This window comes from Streptomyces sp. NBC_00080, from assembly GCF_045041255.1.
GTDB lineage: Bacteria > Actinomycetota > Actinomycetes > Streptomycetales > Streptomycetaceae > Streptomyces > Streptomyces coriariae.
The window spans coordinates 7,731,544-7,757,621 of the sequence record NZ_CP108235.1 but is presented as its reverse complement, the minus strand read 5'-3'; the positions used below and the strand labels follow the sequence as shown (position 1 = coordinate 7,757,621).

General features: G+C 69.8%; 24 protein-coding genes. 3 read left to right on the top strand and 21 right to left on the bottom strand.

Going from position 1 to position 26,078, the window contains the following annotated elements:
- Positions 1-142: 142 nt before the first annotated feature.
- Complete coding sequence (gene bldD / locus OHU34_RS34650) at positions 143-643, top strand: transcriptional regulator BldD (RefSeq protein ID WP_020128858.1); 501 nt, start codon at positions 143-145, stop codon at positions 641-643.
- 234 nt (positions 644-877) lie between these two features.
- On the opposite strand, the gene nusB is transcribed toward bldD, so the two are convergent.
- The 18 genes from nusB to OHU34_RS34560 form a co-directional block, all read right to left on the bottom strand.
- Positions 878-1,306: a transcription antitermination factor NusB gene (gene nusB / locus OHU34_RS34645; protein ID WP_020128857.1), complete on the bottom strand. Its 429-nt coding sequence runs from the start codon at positions 1,304-1,306 to the stop codon at positions 878-880.
- 2 nt (positions 1,307-1,308) lie between these two features.
- Positions 1,309-1,875: an elongation factor P gene (gene efp, locus OHU34_RS34640; protein WP_020128856.1), complete on the bottom strand. Its 567-nt coding sequence runs from the start codon at positions 1,873-1,875 to the stop codon at positions 1,309-1,311.
- 51 nt (positions 1,876-1,926) lie between these two features.
- On the bottom strand, positions 1,927-3,033 hold the full coding sequence (locus OHU34_RS34635) for an aminopeptidase P family protein (RefSeq protein WP_230196453.1): 1,107 nt from the start codon (positions 3,031-3,033) through the stop codon (positions 1,927-1,929).
- Positions 3,034-3,124: 91 nt separating this feature from the next.
- Positions 3,125-3,946, bottom strand: coding sequence for a Pro-rich N-terminal domain-containing protein (locus OHU34_RS34630; RefSeq protein WP_142269362.1), 822 nt, complete (start codon positions 3,944-3,946; stop codon positions 3,125-3,127).
- A 188-nt stretch (positions 3,947-4,134) separates the two neighbouring features.
- On the bottom strand, positions 4,135-5,229 hold the full coding sequence (gene aroB, locus OHU34_RS34625) for a 3-dehydroquinate synthase (RefSeq protein WP_142269363.1): 1,095 nt from the start codon (positions 5,227-5,229) through the stop codon (positions 4,135-4,137).
- Positions 5,226-5,741, bottom strand: a complete 516-nt coding sequence (locus OHU34_RS34620) for a shikimate kinase (protein ID WP_200840046.1) — start codon at positions 5,739-5,741, stop codon at positions 5,226-5,228. Before OHU34_RS34620 ends, aroB begins: the two co-directional genes overlap by 4 nt.
- Entirely contained in the window at positions 5,738-6,922 is a 1,185-nt protein-coding gene (gene aroC / locus OHU34_RS34615; protein ID WP_020128851.1) for a chorismate synthase, read from the bottom strand. The genes OHU34_RS34620 and aroC overlap by 4 nt, the downstream gene beginning before the upstream one ends.
- A 175-nt stretch (positions 6,923-7,097) precedes the next feature.
- Positions 7,098-7,955, bottom strand: a complete 858-nt coding sequence (locus OHU34_RS34610) for a shikimate dehydrogenase (RefSeq protein ID WP_405770029.1) — start codon at positions 7,953-7,955, stop codon at positions 7,098-7,100.
- The gene (mltG, locus tag OHU34_RS34605; protein WP_142269365.1) at positions 7,936-9,705 is read right to left on the bottom strand and encodes an endolytic transglycosylase MltG; all 1,770 of its coding nucleotides are present in this window, start codon (positions 9,703-9,705) and stop codon (positions 7,936-7,938) included. The genes OHU34_RS34610 and mltG overlap by 20 nt, the downstream gene beginning before the upstream one ends.
- Before the next feature lie 123 nt (positions 9,706-9,828).
- Positions 9,829-10,293 (bottom strand): Holliday junction resolvase RuvX, encoded by a 465-nt coding sequence (gene ruvX, locus OHU34_RS34600; RefSeq protein ID WP_020128848.1) that lies wholly within the window; start codon positions 10,291-10,293, stop codon positions 9,829-9,831.
- A gap of 8 nt (positions 10,294-10,301) precedes the next feature.
- Positions 10,302-12,974, bottom strand: coding sequence for an alanine--tRNA ligase (gene alaS, locus OHU34_RS34595; protein WP_142269366.1), 2,673 nt, complete (start codon positions 12,972-12,974; stop codon positions 10,302-10,304).
- Positions 12,974-13,330 carry a hypothetical protein gene (locus OHU34_RS34590; protein ID WP_020128846.1) on the bottom strand — a complete coding sequence of 119 codons (357 nt, stop codon included), beginning with the start codon at positions 13,328-13,330 and terminating at the stop codon, positions 12,974-12,976. The genes alaS and OHU34_RS34590 overlap by 1 nt, the downstream gene beginning before the upstream one ends.
- Positions 13,331-13,338: 8 nt before the next feature.
- The gene (locus tag OHU34_RS34585; RefSeq protein WP_028806686.1) at positions 13,339-13,779 is read right to left on the bottom strand and encodes a DUF948 domain-containing protein; all 441 of its coding nucleotides are present in this window, start codon (positions 13,777-13,779) and stop codon (positions 13,339-13,341) included.
- Between the two features lie 183 nt (positions 13,780-13,962).
- On the bottom strand, positions 13,963-14,577 hold the full coding sequence (gene rpsD / locus OHU34_RS34580) for a 30S ribosomal protein S4 (protein ID WP_020128844.1): 615 nt from the start codon (positions 14,575-14,577) through the stop codon (positions 13,963-13,965).
- Between the two features lie 302 nt (positions 14,578-14,879).
- A complete protein-coding gene (locus OHU34_RS34575) occupies positions 14,880-16,235 on the bottom strand; it encodes a replication-associated recombination protein A (protein WP_142269367.1) in 1,356 nt (451 codons plus the stop codon).
- Between the two features lie 83 nt (positions 16,236-16,318).
- Positions 16,319-16,978, bottom strand: coding sequence for a vitamin K epoxide reductase family protein (locus OHU34_RS34570; RefSeq protein WP_142269368.1), 660 nt, complete (start codon positions 16,976-16,978; stop codon positions 16,319-16,321).
- 279 nt (positions 16,979-17,257) lie between these two features.
- Positions 17,258-18,520: a histidine--tRNA ligase gene (gene hisS / locus OHU34_RS34565; RefSeq protein ID WP_142269369.1), complete on the bottom strand. Its 1,263-nt coding sequence runs from the start codon at positions 18,518-18,520 to the stop codon at positions 17,258-17,260.
- A 13-nt stretch (positions 18,521-18,533) separates the two neighbouring features.
- Positions 18,534-19,250, bottom strand: coding sequence for an MBL fold metallo-hydrolase (locus OHU34_RS34560; protein ID WP_142269370.1), 717 nt, complete (start codon positions 19,248-19,250; stop codon positions 18,534-18,536).
- A 180-nt stretch (positions 19,251-19,430) separates the two neighbouring features.
- Here OHU34_RS34560 and OHU34_RS34555 point away from each other — a divergent pair, with 180 nt between their 5' ends.
- Together OHU34_RS34555 and OHU34_RS34550 are read left to right on the top strand one after the other, a co-directional pair.
- Positions 19,431-20,246, top strand: a complete 816-nt coding sequence (locus OHU34_RS34555; RefSeq protein ID WP_020128839.1) for a peptidylprolyl isomerase — start codon at positions 19,431-19,433, stop codon at positions 20,244-20,246.
- A gap of 157 nt (positions 20,247-20,403) precedes the next feature.
- Positions 20,404-21,633 (top strand): DUF349 domain-containing protein, encoded by a 1,230-nt coding sequence (locus OHU34_RS34550; protein WP_142269371.1) that lies wholly within the window; start codon positions 20,404-20,406, stop codon positions 21,631-21,633.
- Positions 21,634-21,714: 81 nt separating this feature from the next.
- Here OHU34_RS34550 and OHU34_RS34545 read toward each other — a convergent pair whose 3' ends face one another.
- The 3 genes from OHU34_RS34545 to secF form a co-directional block, all read right to left on the bottom strand.
- Complete coding sequence (locus OHU34_RS34545; protein WP_142269372.1) at positions 21,715-24,237, bottom strand: bifunctional (p)ppGpp synthetase/guanosine-3',5'-bis(diphosphate) 3'-pyrophosphohydrolase; 2,523 nt, start codon at positions 24,235-24,237, stop codon at positions 21,715-21,717.
- Positions 24,238-24,418: 181 nt separating this feature from the next.
- A complete protein-coding gene (locus tag OHU34_RS34540; protein ID WP_054239503.1) occupies positions 24,419-24,967 on the bottom strand; it encodes an adenine phosphoribosyltransferase in 549 nt (182 codons plus the stop codon).
- A complete protein-coding gene (gene secF / locus OHU34_RS34535; protein ID WP_230196446.1) occupies positions 24,964-26,076 on the bottom strand; it encodes a protein translocase subunit SecF in 1,113 nt (370 codons plus the stop codon). Before secF ends, OHU34_RS34540 begins: the two co-directional genes overlap by 4 nt.
- Positions 26,077-26,078 lie beyond the last annotated feature (2 nt).

Here is a 26,078-nt window from a genome sequence, read left to right as displayed (position 1 = left end):
CCCTTGGAGTAATCGGCCACCGATACCACGGAAGCGTCGGTGTGGACCATTCGGCTTGACTCAGAAGAATCACGCTGCGTAACCTCACAGTGAGTTACCAGCACGCGGCTCGTGCCGCGTCGACCCAGTGCCGGGGAGCTATATGTCCAGCGAATACGCCAAACAGCTCGGGGCCAAGCTCCGGGCGATCCGCACCCAGCAGGGCCTTTCCCTCCACGGTGTCGAGGAGAAGTCCCAGGGACGGTGGAAGGCGGTCGTGGTCGGTTCGTACGAGCGCGGCGACCGCGCCGTGACCGTGCAGCGCCTTGCCGAGCTGGCGGACTTCTACGGCGTTCCCGTGCAGGAACTGCTGCCGGGCACCACTCCGGGCGGCGCCGCCGAGCCGCCGCCGAAGCTGGTCCTGGACCTGGAGCGACTGGCCCACGTGCCGGTCGAGAAGGCGGGTCCCCTTCAGCGGTACGCGGCCACGATCCAGTCGCAGCGCGGTGACTACAACGGCAAGGTGCTGTCGATCCGCCAGGACGACCTGCGCACGCTCGCCGTCATCTACGACCAGTCCCCCTCGGTCCTGACCGAGCAGCTGATCAGCTGGGGCGTCCTGGACGCGGACGCCCGTCGCGCCGTCTCCCACGAGGAGGGCTGAGGCCCCAGCGGCCCGGCAGAGCTCAGCAGAAACGTGCCGCCGGGGTGGCCGGAACCTGATGGTTCCGGCCACCCCGGCTTTTTGTCGGTACATGCCGGAGGGCCCACAGCGTGTGCTGTGGGCCCTCCGGCGTGTTCGCGCCCCGAGGGGCGCGGGGAACCGCACGAGGAGCCACAGGGGGCTCGCAGGCCTCCTACGGCCCTCGTTCCCCGGCTCTCCCTGCGGAACTGTTCGCTATTCGCGACGCAGAGACGGCTTGAGCTCCTTGAACCGGCCGAGCAGGCCGTTGACGAACGACGGCGACTCGTCCGTCGAGAACTCCTTCGCCAGCTGCACCATCTCGTCGAGGACGACCGCGTCCGGGGTCTCGTCGGCCCAGATCAGCTCGTAGGCGCCGAGACGCAGGATGTTGCGGTCGACGACCGGCATCCGGTCCAGCGTCCAGCCGACCGAGTACTGCGAGATCAGCTCGTCGATGCGACGCGCGTACCCGGCGTAGCCCTCGACCAGCTGCATCGTGTACTCGCTCACCGGCGGCTGCCGGGTGTCGGCCCGGGAGAGCCGGATCCAGTCCGCGAGGACTGTCAGGACGTCGACTCCGCGCTGGTCGCCCTCGAAAAGGATCTGGAAGGCGCGCTTGCGGGCCGTGTTGCGGGCAGCCACGGTTAGCTGTTCACCCGGCCGAGGTAGTCGCTGGTGCGGGTGTCGACCTTGATCTTCTCACCGGTGGTGATGAAGAGCGGGACGTTGATCTGGTGACCGGTCTCCAGGGTGGCGGGCTTGGTGCCACCGGTGGAGCGGTCGCCCTGGAGGCCCGGCTCGGTCTCCTGCACGACGAGCTCGACGGCGGCCGGCAGCTCGACGAAGAGCACCTCGCCCTCGTGCTGCGCCACGGTGGCCGTGAAGCCCTCGATCAGGAAGTTGGCGGCGTCGCCGACGGCCTTGCGGTCGACCATCAGCTGGTCATAGGTCTCCATGTCCATGAAGACGAAGTACTCGCCGTCCATGTACGAGAACTGCATGTCGCGCTTGTCGACAGTGGCCGTCTCGACCTTGACGCCGGCGTTGAACGTCTTGTCGACGACCTTGCCGGAAAGCACGTTCTTCAGCTTGGTGCGCACGAAGGCCGGGCCCTTGCCGGGCTTGACGTGCTGGAACTCGACGACGGACCAGAGCTGGCCGCCTTCGAGCTTGAGCACCAGGCCGTTCTTGAGGTCGTTCGTGGAAGCCACGGTTGCGGAATCTCCTGGACTGACGTGGACGACCCCGGTGCACGCACCTGCCTAGAGGGCGAGCAGCTCCTTGGTCGTGATGGTGAGTAGCTCGGGTCCGCCGTCCGCCTCGGGGCGCACGACGAGCGTGTCATCGATCCGGACACCGCCCCGGCCCGGGATGTGGACCCCCGGTTCGACGGTGACCGGCACGCAAGCGTCCAGTTTACCCATGGCCGCGGGAGACAACTGCGGGTCCTCTTCGATTTCGAGTCCGACACCGTGCCCGGTGAGTGCCGCGAGGCCCTCGGAGTGCCCTGCGGAGTCCAGGATCTGGCGGGCCGCGCGGTCCACGTCCCGGAAGGCGGCGCCGGGTGCCAGAGCCTCCCGTCCGGCCCGCTGGGCAGCGAAGACGAGGTCGTACAGCTCGATCTGCCAGTCGGCGGGGGACGTGCCGATCACGAAGGTACGGCCGATCTCGCAGCGGTATCCGCGGTAACTCGCCCCCAGGCAGACGGAAAGGAAGTCACCCTCCTCGACCCGCCGGTCGGTGGGCCGGTGGCCGCGCCGGCCGGAGTTCGGGCCGGTGGCGACCGAGGTGGCGAAGGCGGGGCCGTCGGCACCGTGATCGACCAGGCGCCGTTCCAGTTCGAGGGCGAGATGCCGTTCCGTACGGCCCACCAGGATGGACTCCAGCAGCTCCCCCAGGGCCTGGTCGGCGATCTCGGCGCCGATCCGCAGACAGGAGATCTCCTCCTCGTCCTTCACCACCCGCAGCTGTTCGACCGCGGCGCCCAGATCGGCGAGGCGCAGCCCGGGCGCGACGGAACGCAGTTCGCGGTGGCGGGCCACCGTGAGGTGGTGCTCCTCCACCGCGAGGGAGTCGCCGCCCTCGCCGACGAGGAGATCGGCGGCGGCGACCGCCGGATCGCCTCCGGGGAGGCGGAGGGAGTGGACACGCAGGGCCTCGTCCGGCCGGCCCTCGCTCGGGCGGTCGTCGGGCGGGTCCAGGCAGACGAGAAGATCCTCACGTCTGCCCAGCAGCAGCACGGCGCCGCGCGGGGCCGCACCCGCGAGGTATCTCACGTTGGCGGGGCGGGAGATCAGCGCGGTGGCGCTGCCGCTGGCGTTGCAGCGTTCTCTCAGCCGATTGCGGCGGGACGCGTAGACCTCTGACATGACACGAGCGTAGGAGGAGTGGCCGGATTGTGCCGGTTGGGAGGGCGTTCGGGGGAACGGTCCGGGTCGGACCGGAGCGCTCGGGAGCGCTCTACCACTTCGGGGGACTCGCGATCGCCCTCGCCAGCACGTCGTCCAGGACCCTCGCCGTCGTCGGGACGTCCAGTTGGGAGTTGTCGATGATGGGGAGGCCGGAGCCGTACCAGCCGGCCATGCGGCCGTGGATACGGGCCACCTCCTCGTCGGTGAGGCGGCGGTTGCCCGCACGTTCCGCGTTGCGCTCCAGGACGACCTCCAGGCCGGGCAGGAGGACGACAGGCAGCAGGCCCGGGCCCACATGCCGTTTCCAGCCACCGAGGCCCACGGCCGGCCGGTCGGGGAAGATCGCGTCGTCCAGGATGCACGAGATGCCGTTGGCCAGGAAGTTGCGCGCGGCGAAGCCGCAGGTGCGGCGGGCCAGACGGTACTGGGCCTCGGAATGGTCGTTCCACCCCGACTGCGGGTCGGCGAAGCCCGAGCGGACCCATTCCCGTACGTCGTCGAGGCTGACGTGAGCCGTGGGCACCCGGCGGTGGTCGGCCCAGAACTTGGCGACGCTCGTCTTCCCGGCGCCCGCCGGGCCGATCAGCAGCACCGCCAGTGTCGTGGCCGTCGGGTCGGGGACGACGGGGGCGGGCGGCGCGCTGGGCATGGGGACCGGGCCGCCCGGTGGCAGCGGGACGTGCCCGGTGGTGTCGGTGCCCTGCGGGACCGGGGCGTGCTGCGGGGCGGGCGGAGGCGGCACGGGCGGCACCGGCGGCTGGGGCGCGGGCGGGACCGGGCCCGAGGGGGCGCCGAGGTACCCCGGCTGCTGCTGGGGGGCGCCGCCCGGCTGGTGGGGCGGCGGCAGCGGAGAACCCACTGCGTGCTGCATCCGGTGCCACTCCGTCTCGTACAGGCAATGGGCGCTGGTTGTGAGGGGTGCGGACCCCCTGTTCGCTACTGAACGGTACCGCCCCCGGCCGTCCTTTGGTGAACGGCCGGGGGCGGTCCGAAGTGCCCGGTGTGGAAAGCGAATCGGGCGGAAGGGAAGCGGGCGGACCACTCGGCCGTCCCGCGCTCCTACTCGCCCACCTCCCCGTACGCGGCCAGCAGGACCGCCGGGTCGGGACCCTCGAGGACGTTCGGCTTGGCGAGGCCGTCCAGGACGATGAACCGCAGCAGGTCGCCGCGGGACTTCTTGTCGACCTTCATGTTCTCCAGCAGCTTGGGCCACTGGTCGTAGCGGTAGTGCAGCGGCAGCCCCACCGCTTCCAGGACCGTACGGTGGCGGTCGGCCGTCGCGTCGTCCAGCCGGCCCGCCAGGCGGCCCAGTTCGGCGGCGAAGTGCATGCCCACGGACACGGCCGCGCCGTGCCGCCACTGGTAGCGCTCGTTCTTCTCGATGGCGTGCGCCAGGGTGTGACCGTAGTTGAGGATCTCCCGCAGGCCCGACTCCTTCAGGTCGGACGACACCACGTCCGCCTTGACCCGGATGGAGCGCTCGATGAGCTCGGCGGTGTGCGGGCCCGCCGGGGTGCGGGCGGCCTCGGGGTCGGACTCGACCAGGTCGAGGATCGCCGGGTCGGCGATGAAGCCGGCCTTGATGATCTCGGCGAGCCCGGAGACGTAGTCGTTGACCGGCAGGGAGTCCAGCGCGGCCAGGTCGCACAGCACACCGGCCGGCGGATGGAAGGCGCCGACGAGGTTCTTGCCCTCGGCGGTGTTGATGCCGGTCTTGCCGCCGACGGCCGCGTCGACCATGGCCAGCACGGTCGTCGGGACGGCGATCCAGCGCACCCCGCGCAGCCAGGTCGCGGCGACGAACCCGGCCAGGTCGGTGGTGGAGCCCCCGCCGACGCCCACGACGACGTCGGTGCGGGTGAACCCGGACTGGCCGAGCGCCTTCCAGCAGTAGGCGGCGACCTCGGCGGTCTTGGCCTCCTCCGCGTTGGGCACCTGGATGGCGACGGCCTCGTAGCCCTGTCCGGCCAGGTCTGCGCGGAGGGCGTCGCCGGTGTCGGCGAGCGCCTCGGGGTGGATCACGGCGACCCGCTTGACCCGGTCGCCGATCAGCCCGCCGAGCTCGCCCAGCAGCTGACGGCCGACCAGGACCTCGTACGGCTCCGAGCCCGCGCTGCCGCCGACCCGGATCCGCGTTACGGACTCGCTGCTCATGCTTCCTTCAACTCCAAAGCGTCCAAGGCCACTTGGCTGACCTCTTCGGGCGTACGGCCGTCCGTGGTCACGACCGCGGTGGCGACACCCTCGTAGAGAGGGCGACGGGCCTCCATCAGCTCGCGCCACTGCTTGCGCGGATTGACGGCGAGCAGCGGGCGCGCCGTGTTCAGGCCGGTGCGCTTGACGGCTTCCTCGACGTCCATGGCCAGGTAGACCACGCGCTGCCCGGCCAGCAGCGCGCGGGTGTCCGGGTCCAGGACCGAGCCGCCGCCGAGCGCCAGTACGCCGTCGTGCTCGGCGAGCGCGCGCCGTACGGCCCGCTTCTCGATCGCGCGGAAGGTCTCCTCGCCCTCGTCGACGAAGATCTCCGCGATGCTGCGGCCCGCCTCGGCGACGATGTCGTCGTCGGTGTCCCGGTAGCCGACGCCGAGCCGCTCGGCCAGCAACTGCCCGACGGTGGACTTGCCCACGCCCATCGGGCCGACGAGGACGACCAGTGGCCCGCTCATCGGATGTGCAGGCTGTCGAGGTACGACCGCACGTTGCGGCGGGTCTCGGTGACGCTGTCGCCGCCGAACTTCTCCGCCACCGCGTCCGCGAGCACCAGGGCGACCATCGCCTCGGCGACGATGCCCGCGGCCGGGACCGCGCACACGTCGGAGCGTTGGTGGTGCGCCTGGGTGGCCTCGCCGGTGGCGACGTCCACCGTCTTCAGAGCCCGCGGCACGGTCGCGATCGGCTTCATCGCGGCGCGCACGCGCAGCAGCTCGCCGGTGGTGAGTCCGCCCTCGGTGCCGCCGGAACGGCCGCTCGCGCGCCTGATGCCCTCGGGCGTGGTGATGATCTCGTCGTGCGCCTTCGAGCCCGGCACGCGCGCGAGGTCGAAGCCGTCGCCGACCTCGACACCCTTGATCGCCTGGATGCCCATCAGGGCCGCCGCGAGGCGGGCGTCGAGCCGGCGGTCCCAGTGCACGTGCGAGCCCAGGCCGACCGGTACGTCGTACGCCAGCACCTCGACGACGCCGCCGAGGGTGTCGCCGTCCTTGTGGGCCTGGTCGATCTCCGCGACCATCGCCTTCGAGGCGTCCGCGTCGAGGCAGCGGACCGGATCCGCGTCCAGCTTCTCGACGTCCGCGGGGGTCGGCAGTACGCCGTAGGGCGCCTTGGCGGCGGCCAGCTCGACGACGTGGCTGACGATCTCGATGCCGGCCGTCTCCTTCAGGTACGACCGGGCCACCGCGCCCAGCGCGACGCGGGCGGCCGTCTCACGCGCGGAGGCGCGCTCCAGGATCGGCCGGGCCTCGTCGAAGCCGTACTTCTGCATCCCGGCGAGGTCGGCGTGGCCGGGGCGCGGGCGGGTGAGCGGGGCGTTGCGGGCGAGGCCCGCGAGGATCTCCGGGTCGACCGGGTCGGCCGACATGACCTGCTCCCACTTCGGCCACTCCGTGTTGCCCACCATGACGGCGACCGGGGAGCCCATCGTCAGGCCGTGCCGGACACCGCCGAGGAAGGTGACCTCGTCGCGCTCGAACTTCATGCGCGCACCACGCCCATAGCCGAGCCGTCGCCGCGCGAGGTGGTCGGCGACCATCTCCGTGGTGATCGGCACGCCGGCGGGAAGGCCCTCCAGCGTCGCGACAAGTGCGGGTCCGTGGGACTCCCCCGCGGTCAGCCAACGCAGCCTGCTCAACGATGCTCCTCAGTGCTCGCGCTCTGCTAGCGCTCTGCGCACGCGCGTCCTTCGCGTACGTCGGTGGCGTGACCGGGTGCGCGGCCCTGGCCCGCCACCTCCGATCCTCCCACGTCCCGGCTCCGGAACCGGTCGAGGGTCCAGCCTGCGGACGGGGGAACATCCGGGGACGGGGTCACGGGTGGTGCGAGTCCCGGCGGGAGGCGAGGGCGTGCTCGCCCGCCCTGCGCATGGCCTCCACCGGCGCCGGGACACGGCCGGTCATCTGCTCCACCTGGAGGACCGCCTGGTGCACCAGCAGGTCGAGGCCGCTGACGACGGCGCCGCCGAACATGGACCAGCGGGCGGCCAGCTCGGTCGGCCACGGGTCGTAGAGCACGTCGAACAGGGTTGCGGGGCGCTCCGGCACCGAGGCGGCGAGGGCGTCCGTGGCCCCGGCCGGGGTGGTCGCGACGACCAGCGGGAAGCGCAGCGCCTCGGCGGCGTCCGCCCAGTCGGCGATCCGGACCTCGACGTCGAGCCGCTCGCCCCACTGCCGCATCTCGGCGGCGCGGGCCGCGCTGCGGGCGTAGGCGACGATCTCGCCGGTGCAGACCCTGGTCAGGGCGGCCAGGGCGGAGGACGCGGTGGCGCCGGCGCCGAGGATCGCGGCCGAGCCGACCTGTTCGACACCACGCTCACGCAGGGCGGCGACCATGCCGGGGATGTCCGTGTTGTCGCCGAGCCGACGGCCGTCCTCGGTGAACACGAGGGTGTTGACCGCCTCGACGGAGGCGGCCGTCTCGCTGATCTCGTCGAGCAGTGGGATGACCGCGCGCTTCAGCGGCATGGTCAGCGAGAGACCGGCCCATTCGGCGCCGAGCCCGGCGACGAACGACGGCAGGGCCTCCTCGTCGACGTCGAAACGGTCGTAGGTCCAGCCGGTGAGTTCCAGTGCCTCGTACGCGGCGCGGTGCAGCACCGGGGAGAGGGAGTGGACGATCGGGCTGCCGAGTACCGCGGCCCGGCGGGCGTCAGTTGCCCGTGCTGGCATCGAACTTGTCCTTGAGTTTCTGGAAATCCGCGTAGGTCTTGGCGAATTCGGTGTTGCTCTCACCGTCGGTCGCCACGAAGTAGATCCAGCCGTCGGTGGTCGGATTCATCGTGGCCTTCAGCGCGTCCTCACCGGGGTTGCCGATCGGTCCCGGCGTCAGGCCCTTGTTGGTGTAGGTGTTGTACGGGTCCTTGTTGCTGTTGATCTCGGACTCGCTGATGTTGATCTTGCTCTCGCCCTTCAGGTAGTTGAAGGTCGAGTCGAACTGGAGCAACTGGTTGGTCTGGTCGTTCGTCGGCTTGAGCCGGTTGTAGACGACCTCCGCCATCTTGCGGTAGTCGTCGTGCGTCTTGCCCTCGGCCTGGACGAGGCTGGCGACCGTGATGACCTGCAACGGGCTTTCCAGCTTGAGCGTCTTGGCCTTGGCCTCGAGGTCGTACTCGCCGTACACCTCGTTGGCGTGCGCGACCATCGACTTCAGGATCGCCTCGGGCTTCATGCCCTTGGCGGCGCCGTACGTCCCCGGGAAGAGGAAACCCTCCAGCGGGTCCTTGATGTCCTCGTTGTCGTTCGCCCAGGCGGGCAGACCGAGTGTCTTGTACTTGGTCTCCGCCAATTTCCTGGTGGTACCGGAGGCAAGCCCGAGTTTCGTGTCGATGTTCTTGTAGACGGAAACGTTCCGCTGGCCCGGCGTGACCATCACATTGGCCTGGCTGGCCGGGTCCAGCATCATCTCCACGGCGCTCTTCGCGGACATCTCCTTCTTCAGGATGTACGCGCCCGCCTGGATGCCGCCCGCTTCGGGGTTGTTCGTGACCGCGGAGACGAACGCGTCCACGCTCTTGACGACGCCGGCGTCCTTGAGCAGTCTGCCGATGGCGGCGCCGCCGGAGCCCTTGGGCACCTCGATGCTCACGGTCTGCTTCGTGCCGTCACCCGTGTAGTCCGGAGCCGCGGCGTAACGATTCTTGTAGTAGTCGTAGCCGAAATATCCGACACCTGCGACACCGCCGCCGAACACCAGCACGACGACCAGACAGGCGCAGCCGCTGCGGCTCTTCTTGCTCTTCGCGCCCTTGCCGCCCCGGCCCCGCCGGTCGCCGCGGCCCTCCGGCTCGTCGTCGTCCTCGTCGTCCTCGGCCCCGCCCCCCGCGAAGAAGGCGTGCTCACCCTGATCGGGCCCGGGGTCCCAGTCGGTCTTCCGCTCGGCTTCGGATTCCGGCACCGGCTCCGGTTCGGGCTCGGCACGGCGCCGGGCGGGCGGCTCCGGCGGCGGGTACGCCTCAGGAGTGCCGTAGAAGTCGGGCTGTTCGGCGCCGTAGGCCGCGGCCTGCTGACCGTAGGGGTCGCCGGGATCGGCGGCGAAGGGGACCTGGGCATGGGTGCCCGTGCCGTCCCAGCCGCCCTCCTGGTACCCCTCGTGGTAGGCCTGCTGGTTCTGGTGGGCGTACTGCTGGTCCTGACCGCCGTATTGCTGCTGGTCGTAGCCCTGGTGCTGCGGGTCGTACTGCGGTTGGCCGTACTGCTGCTGGCCGTACTGCTGCTGGTCGTACTGCTGCGCCTGTCCCTGGCCCCAGTCGCCGTACTCCTGCTGCTGCGGCTGCTGCGGGTAGTGGTGGTGCTGTGGCTGGCCGCCGTAGGCAGGCTGATGACCCGTGGGGGCCTCCTGCCCTTCCCATCCGCCGTCCCCGTACAACGGGTCCTCCGGATGCCACGGTTCGGAGCCAGGGCCCCGGCCATACTCAGTCATCGATCCCCTAGAGCCGCGAGGCGGCGATCACGCGGCTTTTTCCGGCCCGTCACCGTTCCGTCTCTCTCTGTGCGGCAGCTGTTCGAACACCGCCACATCGCGCGGAACGTTACCGTATCGCGATCAGATGACCACTTCGACGCCCTCGCCCGGTGCTTTGCCTGACACCCGTTCGGATTCCAGGGCCTGCTGAAGGATGATCACAGCGGCTGCCTGGTCGATCACCGAGCGGCCCTTCTTCGCCTTCACGCCCGAGGCACGCAGTCCCTGACTGGCCGTCACGGTCGTCATCCTCTCGTCCACCAGACGTACGGATACGGGCGCGATTTTGTTCGCCAGCTGCTGTGCGAAGCCGCGGACCTTCACCGCGGCCGGGCCCTCGCCCCCCTTGAGGGAGCGAGGCAGACCCACGACGACCTCGATCGGCTCGTACTCCTCGACCAGTTGTCCGAGTCGGCGGTAGGCCGCGGGGACATCCCGGCCGGGAACCGTCTCCACCGGAGTGGCGAGGATCCCGTCGGGGTCGCACGAGGCGACCCCGATCCGGGCGTCCCCGACGTCGATCGCGAGTCGACGGCCCTTCCTCATCGGCTCGCTCACTTGGCCGTTTCCGCCACGAGCCGCTCGACGGCGTCGACGGCGTCGCCTACGGCGGCCGGGTTCTGGCCGCCGCCCTGGGCGACGTCCGGCTTGCCGCCGCCGCCACCACCGAGGGTCTTGGCAGCCGTGCGGACCAGGTCGCCCGCCTTGAGACCGCGCTCGCGGGCGGCCTCGTTGGTGGCGATGACCGTCAGCGGCTTGCCGTTGTTGACCGTGAACAGGGCGACCACGGCGGCCCGGCCGCCCTGGATGCGACCGCGCACGTCGAGGACGAGCCTGCGCAGGTCGTCGGGGCTCGTGCCGTCCGGGACCTGACCGGTGACGAGGGCGACACCGCGGACGTCCTTGGCGGACTCCGCGAGACCGGCGGCGGCCTGCAGCACCTTCTCCGCGCGGAACTTCTCGATCTCCTTCTCGGCGTCCTTCAGCTTGCCGAGCATGGCGGAGACCTTCTCCGGGAGCTCCTCCGGACGGCCCTTGATCAGCTCCTGGAGCTGGGCGACGACCGTGTGCTCACGGGCCAGGAAGTTGTAGGCGTCGACGCCGACGAGGGCCTCGATGCGGCGGACACCCGAGCCGATCGACGACTCGCCGAGCAGCTTCACCAGGCCCAGCTGGGAGGTGTTGTGCACATGAGTGCCACCGCACAGCTCCTTGGAGAAGTCGCCGATGGTCACGACCCGGACCCGCTCGCCGTACTTCTCGCCGAACTCGGCGATGGCGCCCTGCCTCTTGGCCTCGTCGATGCCCATGACCTCGGCCTGGACGTCCAGGTCGCGGGCGAGGATCTCGTTGATCTTCTGCTCGACGTCGGTCATCACGGCCGTCGGAACGGCGGACGGGGAACCGAAGTCGAAGCGGAAGCGGCCGGGCTGGTTCTCGGAACCGGCCTGGGCGGCCGTCGGGCCGAGGGCGTCACGCAGCGCCTGGTGCGTGAGGTGGGTGGCCGAGTGGGCGCGGGCGATGGCCGTGCGGCGGCGCTGGTCGATCGAGGCGTGGGCCTTGGCGCCGAGCGTGACCTCGCCTACCTGGACGACACCCTTGTGCACGTACACGCCGGGAACCGGCTTCTGGGTGTCGCGGATCTCGATGACGGCGCCGGTGTCCACCCTGATACGGCCGGTGTCGCCGATCTGGCCGCCGCCCTCGGCGTAGAACGGGGTGCGGTCGAGGACGATCTCGACCTCGTCGCCCTCGGTGGCGGCCGGCGAGGAGGCGCCGTCGACGAGGATGCCGACGATCGTCGACTCGCCCTCGGTGTCGGAGTAGCCGATGAAGTCGGTCGCACCGGCCCGGTCGGCGATCTCGCGGTAGGCGCCCACGCCGGCGTGCCCGGTCTTCTTGGCCTGGGCGTCGGCCTTGGCGCGTTCCCGCTGCTCCTTCATCAGGCGGCGGAAGCCGTCCTCGTCCACGGACAGCCCCTGCTCGGCGGCCATCTCGAGGGTGAGGTCGATCGGGAAGCCCCAGGTGTCGTGGAGCAGGAAGGCCTTGTCGCCGGCCAGCACCGAACCACCGGACTGCTTGGTCTCGGTGACGGCGGTGTCGAGGATGTTGGTGCCGGCCTTGAGCGTCTTGAGGAAGGCGTTCTCCTCGGCGAGGGCGACCTTCTCGATGCGCTCGCGGTCGGTGACCAGCTCCGGGTACTGCTGTCCCATCATCTCGATGACGGTGTCGATGAGGTCCTTGACGACCGGGCCGCCGGCACCGAGGAGACGCATGTTGCGGATGGCGCGGCGCATGATGCGGCGCAGCACATAACCGCGGCCCTCGTTGCCGGGGGTGACGCCGTCACCGATGAGCATCACGGAGGTGCGCATGTGGTCGGTGACCACGCGCAGCGAGACGTCCGACTCGTGGGCCTCGCCGTACTCGACGCCGGTCAGTTCGGTGGCCTTCTTGATGACGGCCATCGAGGTGTCGATCTCGTACATGTTCTGCACGCCCTGCAGAATCATGGCGAGGCGTTCCAGGCCGAGGCCCGTGTCGATGTTCTTGCTCGGCAGGTCGCCCAGGATCTCGAAGTTGTCCTTGCCGATGCCCTCGCCACGCTCGTACTGCATGAAGACGAGGTTCCAGATCTCCACGTACCGCTCGTCGTTGACGGCGGGGCCGCCCTCGACGCCGAACTCGGGGCCGCGGTCGTAGTTGATCTCGGAACAGGGGCCGCAGGGTCCGGGGACGCCCATGGACCAGTAGTTGTCCTTCATGCCGAGGCGCTGGATGCGCTCCTTGGGCACGCCGACGACGTCGTGCCAGATGCGCTCCGCCTCGTCGTCGTCCTTGTAGACCGTGATCCAGAGCTTCTCCGGCTCCAGGCCGTAACCGCCCTTGTCCTGGGGCGTGGTGAGCAGCTCCCAGGCGTACTTGATGGCGCCTTCCTTGAAGTAGTCGCCGAAGGAGAAGTTGCCGCACATCTGGAAGAAGGTGCCGTGGCGGGTGGTCTTGCCGACCTCTTCGATGTCGGGCGTGCGCACGCACTTCTGCACGCTGGTGGCGCGTGACCACGGCGGCTTGACGTCGCCGAGGAAGTACGGCTTGAAGGGGACCATGCCGGCGGGGACCAGGAGCAGAGTCGGGTCGTCCGCGATGAGCGACGCCGAAGGGACGACGGTGTGCCCGCGCTCCTCGTAGAAGCTCAGCCAGCGGCGGCGGATCTCGGCCGACTCCATCAGTGGTCCTCATTCCGGTTGTGCGAGTACGTCGTGTTCTCGATGTGCTCGGGGTACTTGGGGGTGCTGCGGTTGCTCTCGATGGCGTTGTACCGCCGGGGCGCGGGGAGTTCGGGGTCGTCGTGGATCCCCAGCGCCTCCCCCAGCTCGGCCTCCCGCTGGGCCATGTTGTCGCGGACGTCGAGCGCGAAGCCCACCGCGCGGTCCTTGAGGCGCGCTCCCGTCTCGAGCGCCTTGTTGGCCGCGGTCGCGGCGAGGCTCTCGGGGGTCAGCTGCTTCAGCTTGCGATTGACCTTGGTGGTGGCCCAGACACCGGCGGCGACGCCCGTGGTGAACCAGAAGGTACGGCGGAACATCGCTGGTCTCAGTCCCTCTTTCCACGGGGCTTGCGCTTCTCCCGCCGGGAGACCGTTCGGCCCACGATCACGGTCCGCCGGGGCTCCCCGGCGGGCACGTCGTCCTTACGGCCGCCGAGGGCCCGGCGGACGCCGTAGCCGAAGGCGGCGACCTTCACCAGGGGGCCGCCGAAGGTGGAGGCGACCGTGGTGGACAGCGCCGAGGCGTTCGACGTGACTTCCTGGACGTCGGTGGCGATCGCGTCGACCCGGTCGATCTGGGTCTGCGCGGAACGCACCGCCGCGGAGGCGTCGGCCAGCAGCGGCACGGCCTGCTCGGTCACGTCGGCGACGAGTCTGGTGGTCGCCCTGAGCGTCTGGGCCAGCCTCGCCAGCGCGACGGCGAGGAAGGAGACCAGGATCGCCCAGAACACGGCCACCAGGATGCCGGCCACCTCTCCACCGGACACTGCGCACCCGCTCCCTGTCTGACGAACACCTATCTCTGGAGGCGAGCCTATCGCGCCGACGCCGGCGTTCCGTACCGGATTAGGCGTGCGAAAGCCCGCCGTCCCACCTGCCCCGAAGGGCAGGGAGACGACGGGCCTTGGCGCAGAAGTCCTACGACCGCCGCAGACCGATCCGGAAGGGGATCAGCGGGCGTAGTACTCGACGACGAGCTGCTCGTCGCAGATCACCGGGATCTCCTTGCGGTTCGGCTCACGGTCCAGGCGGAAGGCCAGGGCGCGGAGGTTCACCTGGAGGTAGCGCGGGGTCTCGCCGTCGGGGGCGAAGCCACCCTCGCGGGAGATCGAGAACAGCGTCTTCTCACGGCTGCGCTCGCGCACCATGACGACGTCGTCCGGCTTGACGCGGAAGGACGGCTTGTCGACCTTCTGGCCGTTGACCTCGATGTGGCCGTGGACGACCATCTGGCGGGCCTGGTAGATCGTGCGGGCGATGCCCGAACGCAGGACCAGCGCGTCGAGACGGCGCTCGAGCTCGATGATCAGGGCCTCACCGGTCTTGCCCTGGACCTTGGAGGCACGCTCGTAGGCGCGGACGAGCTGGCGCTCGGACACGTCGTACTGCGCGCGCAGACGCTGCTTCTCGAGCAGACGGACCTTGTAGTCCGAGTTCTGCTTGCGGCCACGGCCGTGCTCACCCGGCGGGTAGGGGCGGGCCTCGAAGTACTTGACGGCCTTCGGGGTCAGCGCGATGCCGAGGGCACGCGACTTCTTGACCTTGGGACGGGGCTGGTTCGCCACGATCTCTCTCTTTCCAGAATTTCCGGCTTGTCAGGGTTAAGGGAGGTCGCATCCGCAGCCGGGGAAACCCGTCGGGTCCGCGTGGAACCTGTCGGGCAGCCGCTCCCCTGGTCTGGGCACATACATGCAGCACGCGAGTTGCCCACCGACCGGTCCCGGGATTCCGGGTGGTGATGGGCTGCCCGCGACACCGTTCGACGGTGCGCGACGCTCCTGGAGCGAGGTCCGAGGACCGGTGCTCCGGCCGACTGTCCTGTTCTGACTGCACGGGACGCGGCACTTCGGGCGAGTCTACAGGGTGCTCAGGACCCGTTGCGACCGAGGTGCTGCCGGGTCCACTCGACCGCGTCCGCGTAGCGGGCCTCGGCGCCGTGCCGGGTGGGCTCGTAGTACTCACGGTCCTTGATGGCGTCCGGCGCGTACTGCTGGGCGGCGATGCCCTCGGGCAGGTCGTGCGGATACACGTACCCCTGCGCGTGCCCCAGCTTGGCGGCGCCCTTGTAGTGCCCGTCGCGCAGATGCGGCGGCACCGGGCCGGCCAGCCCCTTGCGTACGTCCTCCAGGGCGGCGCCGATCGCGGTCGTCGCGGCGTTGGACTTGGGTGCCAGGGCGAGGGCGATGGTGGTGTGGCTGAGCGTGAGGGCGGCCTCGGGGAAGCCGATCATGGCGACGGCCTGGGCGGCGGCGACCGCGAGGGGCAGCGCGCCAGGATCGGCGAGACCGATGTCCTCGCTGGCGGAGATCATCAGACGGCGGGCGATGAAGCGGGGGTCCTCGCCCGCCTCGATCATGCGGGCCAGGTAGTGCAGGGCCGCGTCGACGTCCGAACCGCGGATGGACTTGATGAGGGCGCTGGCGACGTCGTAGTGCTGGTCGCCGTCACGGTCGTACTTCACGGCCGCGCGGTCGACGGTCTGCTCCAGGGTCTGGAGGCTGATCCCGGTCTCGTCCTGGTCCAGGGCGGCCCCGGCGGCGGCCTCCAGGGCGGTGAGGGCGCGGCGGGCGTCGCCGCCGGCGATGCGCAGCAGATGGGCCTCGGTGTCCTCGGGGAGGGTGAGCGAGCCCTTGAGGCCGCGGTCGTCGGTCAGGGCGCGCCGGACGAGGTCGCGGAGGTCGTCGTCCGTGAGGGGCTCGAGGGTCAGCAGGAGGGAGCGGGAGAGCAGGGGCGAGATGATCGAGAAGTACGGGTTCTCGGTGGTCGCCGCGATCAGCGTCACCCAGCGGTTCTCGACGGCCGGCAGGAGGGAGTCCTGCTGGGCCTTGCTGAAGCGGTGGATCTCGTCGAGGAAGAGGACGGTCTCCTTGCCGTAGCCGCCGATGGCGCGGCGGGCGCCGTCGATGACGGCGCGGACCTCCTTGACGCCCGCGGTGATGGCCGACAACTCGACGAACCGCTTGTTGGTGGCCTTGGAGACGACGTACGCCAGGGTCGTCTTCCCGGTGCCGGGCGGCCCCCAGAGGATCACCGAGGAGGGCCCGGCCGGGCCCGTGGCGCCCTCGCCGACCAGTCGGCGCAGGGGTGAGCCCGGCTTCAGCAGATGCTGCTGGCCCACCACCTCGTCGAGGGTGCGCGGGCGCATCCGGACCGCCAGGGGGCTCCCTGCGGGGTCCTTCTCCTGGCGGTCTTCCGCTGCTGCGGTGAACAGGTCGGGCTCCACACGTCGGAGCCTACGTCAGAGGTCTGACAGTCCTGTCCCGCGCCTGGTGAGCGACCTGCTCCGACGCCTGTCCGGTGCCGGGCTCAGGCCCAGAGGTCCGCGCCCCAGCGGGTCAGGATCAGCATCGCGATGATGCCGACGTGGGTGACCGGCAGGACCCAGGTGAACTCGCCGAGGAAGCGCTTCAGCCAGCCCGGGGCGGGCAGCAGGTCGTTGCGCACGTTGAACGAGGTGACGTACCAGAACATGGTGATCGTCGCGACCCAGGCCAGCGAGCACCACAGACACAGGGCGTTGATCTCGTACAGGGACTGGTACTGGAGCCAGGTGCAGAACCCCACGCCGAAGAGCGTGCCGAAGTTGAAGGTCAGCCAGTACCAGCGCGGGAACGCGACCCGGGTCAGCAGGCTCATGCCGACACAGATCACGATGCCGTAGGCGACGAGACCGAGCATCGGGTTGGGGAAGCCGAAGGCGGCGGCCTGCTTGCTCTCCATGACGCTGCCGCAGCTGATGATCGGGCTGATGCTGCAACTGGGCGTGAAGGTCTCGCCGGCGACCTTGGCCTCGAGGATCTTGAACTTGTCGAGCGTGATGACCCAGGCGGCCAGCAGACCGGCGGCACCGGTGATCAGCAGCAGGATCGCGAACGCACGGCTGCCGCCCACGGTCCGGCTTCCGGTCGCGGTGACACGCCCGGGCTCGGACTCCGTGGAGACGTCTTTGACTGTCGTCTTGCTCATCACGCCGATCCGTCACTTGAGAGTTGGACCATCTTCGGGCAGGGGCCATTGTGCCGCACCGGGCCGGGTGCGCACCGTTCGCTGCGCATAAGGAAGTACGTACGGCCGTCCCGTGGCGTTCGGTTCCGGCCAAGGCCAGGCGCACACCGGCACGCGTGCGTGGCGCTCGGACAAGGCACCCTCCGAAGGAGGAACGGGCGGCCGCCAGGTTGACGTTGCGGCGCACGACGAAGGCGCCGGGTCACCCGCCCCGGCGCCTTCCTCGGGCTCGTGAGCCCGTCAGCCCAGCTTCGACTCCAGTTCCGCCACGATCTCGTTGACGCCGATGGCCGTCTGCTCACCGGACTCCATGTCCTTGAGCTGGACGACACCCTCGGCGAGATCGCGTTCGCCGGCGACGATCGTGTAGCGGGCCCCGCTGCGGTTGGCGCTCTTCATGGCGCCCTTGAGCCCCCTGGAGCCGTAGGAGAAGTCCGCCGCGACACCGAGCTTGCGCAGTTCGGTGACCTTCGCGAACAGGACCCTGCGGGCCTCCTCGCCGAGCGGGACGGCGAACACCGAGGTCGCGGCGGGCAGCTCCAGCTCCACGCCCTCCGCCTCCAGCGCCAGCACCGTACGGTCGACGCCCAGCGCCCAGCCCACCGACGGCAGCGCGGGGCCGCCGATCATCTCGGAGAGACCGTCGTAGCGACCGCCACCGCCCACCGCGGACTGGGAGCCCAGTCCGTCGTGGACGAACTCGAAGGTCGTGCGGGTGTAGTAGTCGAGGCCGCGGACCAGCTTCGGGTCGTCCTCGAAGACCACGCCCGCCGCCGTGATCAGCTCACGGACCTCCTCGTGGTACGCCTTGCACGCGTCGCAGAGGTAGTCCCGCAGGAGCGGCGCTCCCCCGAGCTGCTTCTGGACCGCCTCGCGCTTGTCGTCCAGGACCCGCAGCGGGTTGATCTCCGCGCGGCGCAGCGTGTCCTCGTCGAGGTCCAGGCCCCGCAGGAAGGTCTGGAGTGCCTCCCGGTACACCGGGCGGCACTCCTTGTCGCCGAGGCTGTTCAGGAGGATGCGGAAGTCGCGCAGCCCCAGCGACCGGTACGCCTGGTCGGCCAGGATGATCAGCTCGGCGTCCAGCGCCGGGTCCTCCGCGCCGATCGCCTCGGCACCGACCTGGGAGAAGTGCCGGTACCTGCCCGCCTGCGGCTTCTCGTACCGGTAGTACGAGCCCGAGTACCAGAGCTTGACCGGCAGGTTGCCCTGCTTGTGCAGATTCGCCTCCAGGGCGGCGCGCAGCACGGACGCCGTGCCCTCCGGGCGCAGGGCCAGCCGGTCGCCTCCCTTGGTCTCGAAGGCGTACATCTCCTTGCTGACGATGTCGGTGGACTCACCCACACCGCGCGCGAACAGGTTGACGTCCTCGAAGCCGGGCGTCTCGACGTAGCCGTAGCCGGAGTTGCGCAGCGGGGCGGCGATCGCCTCGCGCACCGCGAGGAACTTCGCGGAACGCGGCGGAATCAGGTCGTACGTGCCCTTGGGGGCCTGAAAGGTGCTCACGGAAGGTCTCTCGTCACATTCCTCGTCGGGGAGGGGCGTGCGTACCCGCTCCCTGGCCGCCGGCCGCCACCTGCCGCAGATACGGGTTGGTGGCGCGCTCCTGGCCGATGGTCGTCTGGGGACCGTGGCCGGACAGCACCACGGTCGAGTCCTCGAGCGGCAGGCACACGCGGGCCAGCGAGTCGAGCATCTCGGCCATGTCGCCGCCGGGCAGGTCGGTGCGTCCGATGGAGCCGGCGAACAGCAGATCCCCGGAGAAGAAGACCGACGGGACGTCGGCCGCCTCGGGCATCCGGAAGGTCACCGACCCCTTGGTATGGCCCGGCGCATGGGCGACGGAGAACTCCAGACCGGCCAGGTCCAGTCCCGCGCCGTCGGTCAGCTCACGGACGTCGTCCGGCTCCCCCACGGTCAGCTCTCCCATCAGCGGCATCCCGATGGACCGGCCGAGCGCCTTCTCGGGGTCGCTCATCATGTAGCGGTCCTCGGGGTGGATCCAGGCCGGTACGTCGTGCGCTCCGCACACCGGGACGACCGAGGCCACGTGGTCGATGTGGCCGTGGGTGAGGACGACGGCGACGGGCTTGAGCCGATGCTTCCTGATCGCTTCCTCGACTCCTGGGGCCGCCTGGTGGCCCGGGTCGATGATCACGCACTCCTCACCGGCGGCGGGGGCGACGAGATAACAGTTCGTCCCCCAGGCCCCGGCGGGGAACCCGGCAATGAGCACGATCGTCCTTCGTTTGTGTCGATACGCGTGGGCTTCTGGGCGGCTGCGCCAGTGGTCAGAGCCTACCGGCGCTGCCGATTCCTCAGCGAACCCATATACGGTACGGGGCACACGCAGGCGGTCGGCTCACAAGACGCACGCGTCCCAGTCGACGTACGAGACTCACGAGGAGAGAACTCGGTGGTCACCCAGGAACAGCGGAAGCGTCAGCTCGCCCGGGAGAAGTTCTTGCGGCAGCAGCAGCGGCGCACCTCCGCGCGACGCAAGGCGCGTGCGCGCAACTCGGTGATCGCGTCGGTGCTCGGCGTGATCATCATCGGCAGCGTCGCGCTGTACGCGACCGGCGTCATGAAGGACGACGACAAGGCGAACGCGAGCTCGGAGACGACGCCGTCCGCGACGCCCAGCGCCGTCAAGGACCCGTGCGAGAAGGCGGCCGCGGGCTCGGTCAAGACGCAGACCTGGAAGAAGGAGCCGGCGGTCACGATCGACAAGTCGGCGAAGTACACGATGACCCTCGCGACGACGTGCGGGGACATCGGCATAGCGCTCAAGGCGAAGGCCGCGCCGCACACGGTGAACTCGTTCAGCTTCCTCGCCGGCAAGGGCTACTTCGACCACACCAAGTGCCACCGTCTCACCACCAACGGCATCTACGTGCTGCAGTGCGGTGACCCGACGGGCAGTGGCAGCGGCGGTCCCGGCTACACCATTCCGGACGAGAACCTGAAGGACACCAGCCTCAAGAACAACATCTACCCGGCGGGCACGATCGCGATGGCCAACACGGGTCAGGCGCACACCGGCGGCAGCCAGTTCTTCCTCGTCTACCAGGACAGTCAGCTCCCGCCGAGCTACACGCCGTTCGGTACCGTGTCGGCCGACGGCATGAAGGTGCTGACGAAGATCGCCGCCGCCGGTGAGAACACGGGCGCGGGTGACGGAGCCCCGAACGCGACGGTCGTGATCAACAAGGCGACGGTCACGAAATCCTGACGGCGATCTGACGACTAAGGGGCGGTCAACTGCGCAATTTCGGTCGCGCTGGATGCGGACAGGCGGCCCGCCGGTCGCCTATGTTGGCCGTGACGAAACTGTGGACGATGCCCAGGGGCGCTGAAGCCCCTCGGAGGCATCATGTGGAGGAGGCGCTGTGAGCAGCGACCCGTGGGGCCGCGTCGACGAGACGGGGACCGTGTACGTGCGTACGGCCGACGGCGAGCAGGTGGTCGGTTCCTGGCAGGCAGGCTCCCCCGAGGAGGCGCTGGCCTATTTCGAGCGCAAGTACGAGGGCCTGGTTGTCGAGATCGGCCTCCTCGAGAAGCGAGTGAAGACCACCGATCTGTCGACGAAGGACGCCCAGGTCGCGATCGACCACATCCGCGACCAGGTCGACGCGCACCACGCGGTCGGTGACCTCCAGGCACTGCGGGACCGGCTGGACAAGCTGGTGGCGACCGTCGAGTCGCGGCGCGAGGAGCGCAAGCAGCAGCGGGCCAAGCAGTCCGACGAGGCCCGCAAGGCCAAGGAGGACCTGGTCACCGAGGCGGAGCAGCTGGCGCAGTCCGACCAGTGGCGGGCCGCCGGCGAGCGGCTGCGGTCGCTGGTGGACACCTGGAAGGGCCTGCCGCGTCTCGACCGCAAGTCGGACGACGAGCTGTGGCACCGGTTCTCGCACGCGCGCTCGGCGTTCTCCAAGCGCCGCAAGGCGCACTTCGCGCAGCTGGACGCGCAGCGCGAGGAGGCCCGCCGGACCAAGGAGCGGCTGGTCTCCGAGGCCGAGGCACTGTCCGGTTCGTCGGACTGGGGTCCGACGGCTGCCCGCTACCGCGAGCTGATGGCGGAGTGGAAGGCGGCGGGCCGCGCCCAGCGCGAGCACGAGGACGACCTCTGGAACCGCTTCCGCGGCGCCCAGGACGTCTTCTTCGCCGCCCGCAGCTCGGTGTTCGCCGAGCGGGACGCGGAGCAGACGGAGAACCTCAAGCTCAAGGAGGAGCTGGCCGAGGAGGCCGAGAAGCTCCTTCCGATCGGCGACCTGAAGGCGGCGCGTGCCGCGTTCCGCTCGATCAACGAGCGCTGGGAGGCCATCGGCCATGTGCCGCGCGACGCCCGGCCGAAGGTCGAGGGCCGCATGCACGCCGTGGAGCGGGCGATGCAGGAGTCCGAGGAGGCCGAGTGGCGCCGGACGAACCCGGAGGCACGCGCGCGTGCCGCGGGTCTGACCGGTCAGCTCCAGGCCGCCGTGGACAAGCTGCGGACGCAGATCGACCAGGCTCGTGCCCAGGGCAACTCCGCGAGGGCCGACAAGCTGGAGCGCGAGCTGGAAGGCCGTCAGGCGCTGCTGGACCAGGCCCTGAAGGGCCTGCAGGAGTTCGGCGGCTGATCCCCGGCTCCCGACCCGTCCGGTCGACAAGCGACGGAGAGGCCCCCGTACATCGCGTACGGGGGCCTCTCGTGTGCTCGGCTACGGCCTGCGCGCCGATGTCACCCGGTAGACGTCGTAGACGCCCTCCACGCCGCGTACGGCCTTCAGGACGTGCCCCAGGTGCTTGGGGTCGCCCATCTCGAAGGTGAAGCGGGAGGTGGCCACCCGGTCACGGGAGGTCTGGACGGCCGCGGACAGGATGTTGACGTGCTGGTCGGACAGCACCCGCGTGACGTCCGAGAGGAGGCGGGACCGGTCCAGGGCCTCGACCTGGATGGCGACCAGGAAGACCGAGGACTGGGTGGGTGCCCACTCGACCTCGAGGATCCGCTCCGGCTCCCGGGAGAGTGACTCCACGTTGACGCAGTCGCTGCGGTGAACCGATACACCACTACCGCGCGTGACGAAGCCGATGATCGGGTCGCCGGGTACGGGCGTACAGCAGCGGGCCAGCTTGACCCAGACGTCGTCGACGCCCTTGACGACCACACCGGGGTCCTGGTTGCTGCGCCGCTTGCGGCCACGGCTGCGGGACGGAACCGTCTCGTCGATCTCCTCGGTGGCCGCCTCCTCGCCGCCGAGGGCCTGCACCAGCTTCTGCACGACGTTCTGCGCGGCCACATGGCCTTCGCCGATCGCCGCGTACAGCGAGGAGATGTCCGGGTAGCGCATCTCGTGCGCCAGCGTGACCAGCGAGTCACCGGTGAGGATCCGCTGGATCGGCAGGTTCTGCTTGCGCATCGCGCGCGCGATGGCGTCCTTGCCCTGCTCGATGGCCTCGTCGCGGCGCTCCTTGGAGAACCAGGCCCGGATCTTGTTGCGGGCACGCGGCGACTTCACGAAGTTCAGCCAGTCCCGGGACGGCCCGGCCCCGGCCGCCTTGGAGGTGAAGACCTCCACCAGGTCGCCGTTGTCCAGGGTCGATTCCAGCGGGACCAGGCGTCCGTTGACACGGGCTCCTATGGTGCGGTGGCCCACCTCGGTATGCACCGCGTACGAGAAGTCCACGGGCGTGGCGCCGGCCGGCAGCGCTATCACGTCGCCCTTCGGCGTGAAGACGAAGACCTCGTTGCGCGACAGGTCGAAGCGCAGGGACTCCAGGAACTCGCCGGGGTCCTCGGTCTCCTTCTGCCAGTCGAGGAGCTGGCGCAGCCACGCCATGTCGTTGAGGTGGTCGTCCTTGCCGGTGGTCCTCGGCTGGTCCGAGCGCACCTTGGAGGCGCCGGCGACGGCCTCCTGCTTGTACTTCCAGTGCGCGGCGATGCCGTACTCGGCGCGGCGGTGCATGTCGAACGTGCGGATCTGGAGTTCGACCGGCTTGCCGTTGGGGCCGATGACCGTCGTGTGCAGCGACTGGTACATGTTGAACTTGGGCATCGCGATGTAGTCCTTGAACCGGCCGGGGACCGGGTTCCATCGCGCGTGCACCGTGCCGAGCGCCGCGTAGCAGTCCCTGACCGTGTCCACGAGGACGCGGATGCCCACCAGGTCGTAGATCTCCGCGAAGTCGCGGCCGCGGACGATCATCTTCTGGTAGACGCTGTAGTAGTGCTTGGGGCGGCCGGTCACGGTCGCCTTGATCCGGGCGGCGCGCAGATCGGCCTGGACCTCGTCGGTCACTATGGCCAGATACTCGTCACGCTTCGGTGCCCGCTCGGCCACCAGCCGTACGATCTCGTCGTACATCTTGGGGTAGAGGATCGCGAAGGCGAGGTCCTCCAGCTCCCACTTGATGGTGTTCATGCCCAGGCGATGGGCGAGCGGCGCGTAGATCTCGAGGGTCTCGCGCGCCTTCTTCTCCTGCTTCTCGCGCTTGAGGTAACGCATGGTGCGCATGTTGTGCAGCCGGTCGGCGAGCTTGATGACCAGGACACGCGGGTCCTTGGCCATCGCGACGACCATCTTGCGCACGGTCTCGGCCTGCGCGGCCTCGCCGAACTTGACCTTGTCCAGCTTGGTGACGCCGTCGACGAGCAGGGCGACCTGGTCGCCGAAATCGCGGCGCAGGTCCTCCAGGCCGTACTCGGTGTCCTCGACGGTGTCGTGCAGCAGGCCCGCCATGAGCGTGGCCGGATCCATGCCCAGCTCGGCGAGGATCGTGGTCACCGCGAGCGGGTGCGTGATGTACGGGTCGCCGCTCTTGCGCTTCTGACCTCGGTGCCAGCGCTCGGCGACCTGGTAGGACTTCTCGATCTGGCGCAGCGTCGCCGTCTCGATCTTGGGGTCGTTGCTGCGCACTATCCGCAGCAGCGGTTCCAGGACCGGGTTGTAGGGGTTCTGGCGCTGGACGCCGAGCCGGGCGAGGCGGGCGCGGACGCGGTTGGAGGAGCCGGAACGGGCCGAAGGCTGCGCGGCGGCCGGCCGGCCCGCGGGCACCACCGAGGAGCCGTCGGGCAGGTCCGGCTTGGGCCGGGGCTGCTCGGCCGGCTTGTCGACCGGCGCGGACCGGTCGTGCTCGACCGCCCCACGGCCGTCGTCCTTCGCCTGCGACGCGGGCGTGGCCGCGGGACCCGAGGCGGACTCGGGCTTGGCGGCGGTCAGGTGCTGGGCCTCGTCTGGCAAGAGGACTCCTCGTGCGCGATCCGGGTCCCCGGTCAGGCTCCGGAGCACCCATCGTAGCGATCCTGAGCTCCAGGATCGCCTTCAGGCCGATGTGAGGGCCGTCTACCGGAGAAACACAAGGGGCGGGCTCCGGATTCCTCCGGGCCCGCCCACTTGGCGTACGACGGTTCTGGCGCCGCGCTCAGATCGTGAGCAGCGCCTCCAGGGGCGCTCCGCCGAGGGCCGCCTCCAGGCGGGGACGGCCGTCGAGGAAGCCCAGCTCCATCAGGACGGCGACGCCCGCGACCTGGGCGCCCGCCCGGTGGATGAGCTGGATCGACGCCTCGGCGGTGCCGCCGGTGGCGAGGACGTCGTCGACGATCAGCACTCGGTCGTCGGCGGACAGGTCCTCGGCGTGCACCTCGATCTCGGCCGAGCCGTACTCCAGGTCGTAGGCCTGGCCGAGGGTGGCTCCGGGAAGCTTGCCCGCCTTGCGTACGGGGATGAAGCCGAGACCGGCCCGGACGGCGACCGGGGCGCCCAGGATGAAGCCCCGGGCCTCCAGGCCGACGACCTTGGTGGCGCCGGTGCGCTCCGCGATCCCGGCGAACGCGTCGGTGAGCGCGGTGAACGCCACCGGGTCCGCCAGGAGCGGGGTGATGTCCTTGAACATCACGCCCGGCTCCGGGTAGTCGGCCACGTCACGGATGCGGCTGTGGAGCAGCGCCGTGATGTCGGTGAGCTCCGTCATCGGCGCTTCCCCGACGGACGGCCCCGGCCCCGGCCCCGGGACGCGGGCTGGTTGCGCGGCCCGACGACCGCGGCTTCGGCGTCCTCCGGCTCGTCGCCGTAGGTGTCGTCGCCACGGTGCTGTGCGGGCGCGTCCTCGGCCGACGCCTGGGCGCGCTTGGCCAGGACACGCTTCTTCAGCGCCTTGATCTGCGGCTCCTGCTCCTTGAGGTCGGCGACGAGCGGCGTGGCGATGAAGATCGAGGAGTACGCGCCGGCCGCGAGGCCGACGAACAGCGACAGCGAGATGTCGTTGAGCGTGCCCGCCCCGAGGAAGCCGCCGCCGATGAACAGCAGTCCGGCCACCGGCAGCAGGGCGACGACCGTGGTGTTGATGGAACGGACCAGGGTGCCGTTGATCGACCGGTTGGCGATCTCGCTGTAGGTGAAGCGGGTCTGCTTGGTGAGGTCCTTCGTCTGTTCCTTGAGGGAGTCGAAGACGACGACCGTGTCGTACAGCGAGTAACCGAGGATCGTCAGCAGACCGATCACCGTGCCGGGCGTCACCTCGAAGCCGACGAGGGCGTAGATGCCGACCGTGATGGTGATGTCGTGGATCAGGGCGACGAGGGCCGCGATGGCCATGCGCCACTCGAAGGCGATCGCCAGGTAGATCACGACCAGGACCATGAAGATCGCCAGGCCCTGCCAGGCCTTGCTGGCGATCTGATCGCCCCAGCTGGGACCGACCAGTTCGGCGGTGATCGACTCCGGGTCGGCCTTGAAGTCCTTGGCCAGGTCGGTCTTGATCTCGTTGGACTGCTTGATGTCCATGCCGGCGATCTGGATGCGCAGTGTGCCGTTGCCCAGCTTCTGCACGACCGCGTCATGGCCCGATGCCGACTTCGCGTACTCCTCGGCCTGGGAGACGGAGACGCTGGTCTTCTCGGTGGTGAAGACGGCGCCGCCCTGGAAGTCGATGCCCATGTTGAGGCCGCGCACCGCCAGGCCGACGATGGCCGTGATGGTGATCAGGATCGAGATGCTGTACCAGAGCTTGCGGTGGCCGATGAAGTCGTAGCTGATCTCGCCACGATGCAGCCGGGCGCCGAGGTTACCGAGTTTCGACATCG

Bases quoted from the DNA above. Each gene is read 5' to 3' on its own strand.
- bldD (WP_020128858.1), top strand. From the start codon at position 143: ATGTCCAGCGAATACGCCAAACAGCTCGGGGCCAAGCTCCGGGCGATC.
- OHU34_RS34635 (WP_230196453.1), bottom strand. From the start codon at position 3,033: ATGTCAGAGGTCTACGCGTCCCGCCGCAATCGGCTGAGAGAACGCTGC.
- OHU34_RS34630 (WP_142269362.1), bottom strand. From the start codon at position 3,946: ATGCAGCACGCAGTGGGTTCTCCGCTGCCGCCGCCCCACCAGCCGGGC.
- aroB (WP_142269363.1), bottom strand. From the start codon at position 5,229: ATGAGCAGCGAGTCCGTAACGCGGATCCGGGTCGGCGGCAGCGCGGGC.
- OHU34_RS34620 (WP_200840046.1), bottom strand. From the start codon at position 5,741: ATGAGCGGGCCACTGGTCGTCCTCGTCGGCCCGATGGGCGTGGGCAAG.
- OHU34_RS34610 (WP_405770029.1), bottom strand. From the start codon at position 7,955: ATGCCAGCACGGGCAACTGACGCCCGCCGGGCCGCGGTACTCGGCAGC.
- mltG (WP_142269365.1), bottom strand. From the start codon at position 9,705: ATGACTGAGTATGGCCGGGGCCCTGGCTCCGAACCGTGGCATCCGGAG.
- ruvX (WP_020128848.1), bottom strand. From the start codon at position 10,293: ATGAGGAAGGGCCGTCGACTCGCGATCGACGTCGGGGACGCCCGGATC.
- alaS (WP_142269366.1), bottom strand. From the start codon at position 12,974: ATGGAGTCGGCCGAGATCCGCCGCCGCTGGCTGAGCTTCTACGAGGAG.
- OHU34_RS34590 (WP_020128846.1), bottom strand. From the start codon at position 13,330: ATGTTCCGCCGTACCTTCTGGTTCACCACGGGCGTCGCCGCCGGTGTC.
- OHU34_RS34570 (WP_142269368.1), bottom strand. From the start codon at position 16,978: ATGAGCAAGACGACAGTCAAAGACGTCTCCACGGAGTCCGAGCCCGGG.
- OHU34_RS34540 (WP_054239503.1), bottom strand. From the start codon at position 24,967: ATGACGGAGCTCACCGACATCACGGCGCTGCTCCACAGCCGCATCCGT.
- secF (WP_230196446.1), bottom strand. From the start codon at position 26,076: ATGTCGAAACTCGGTAACCTCGGCGCCCGGCTGCATCGTGGCGAGATC.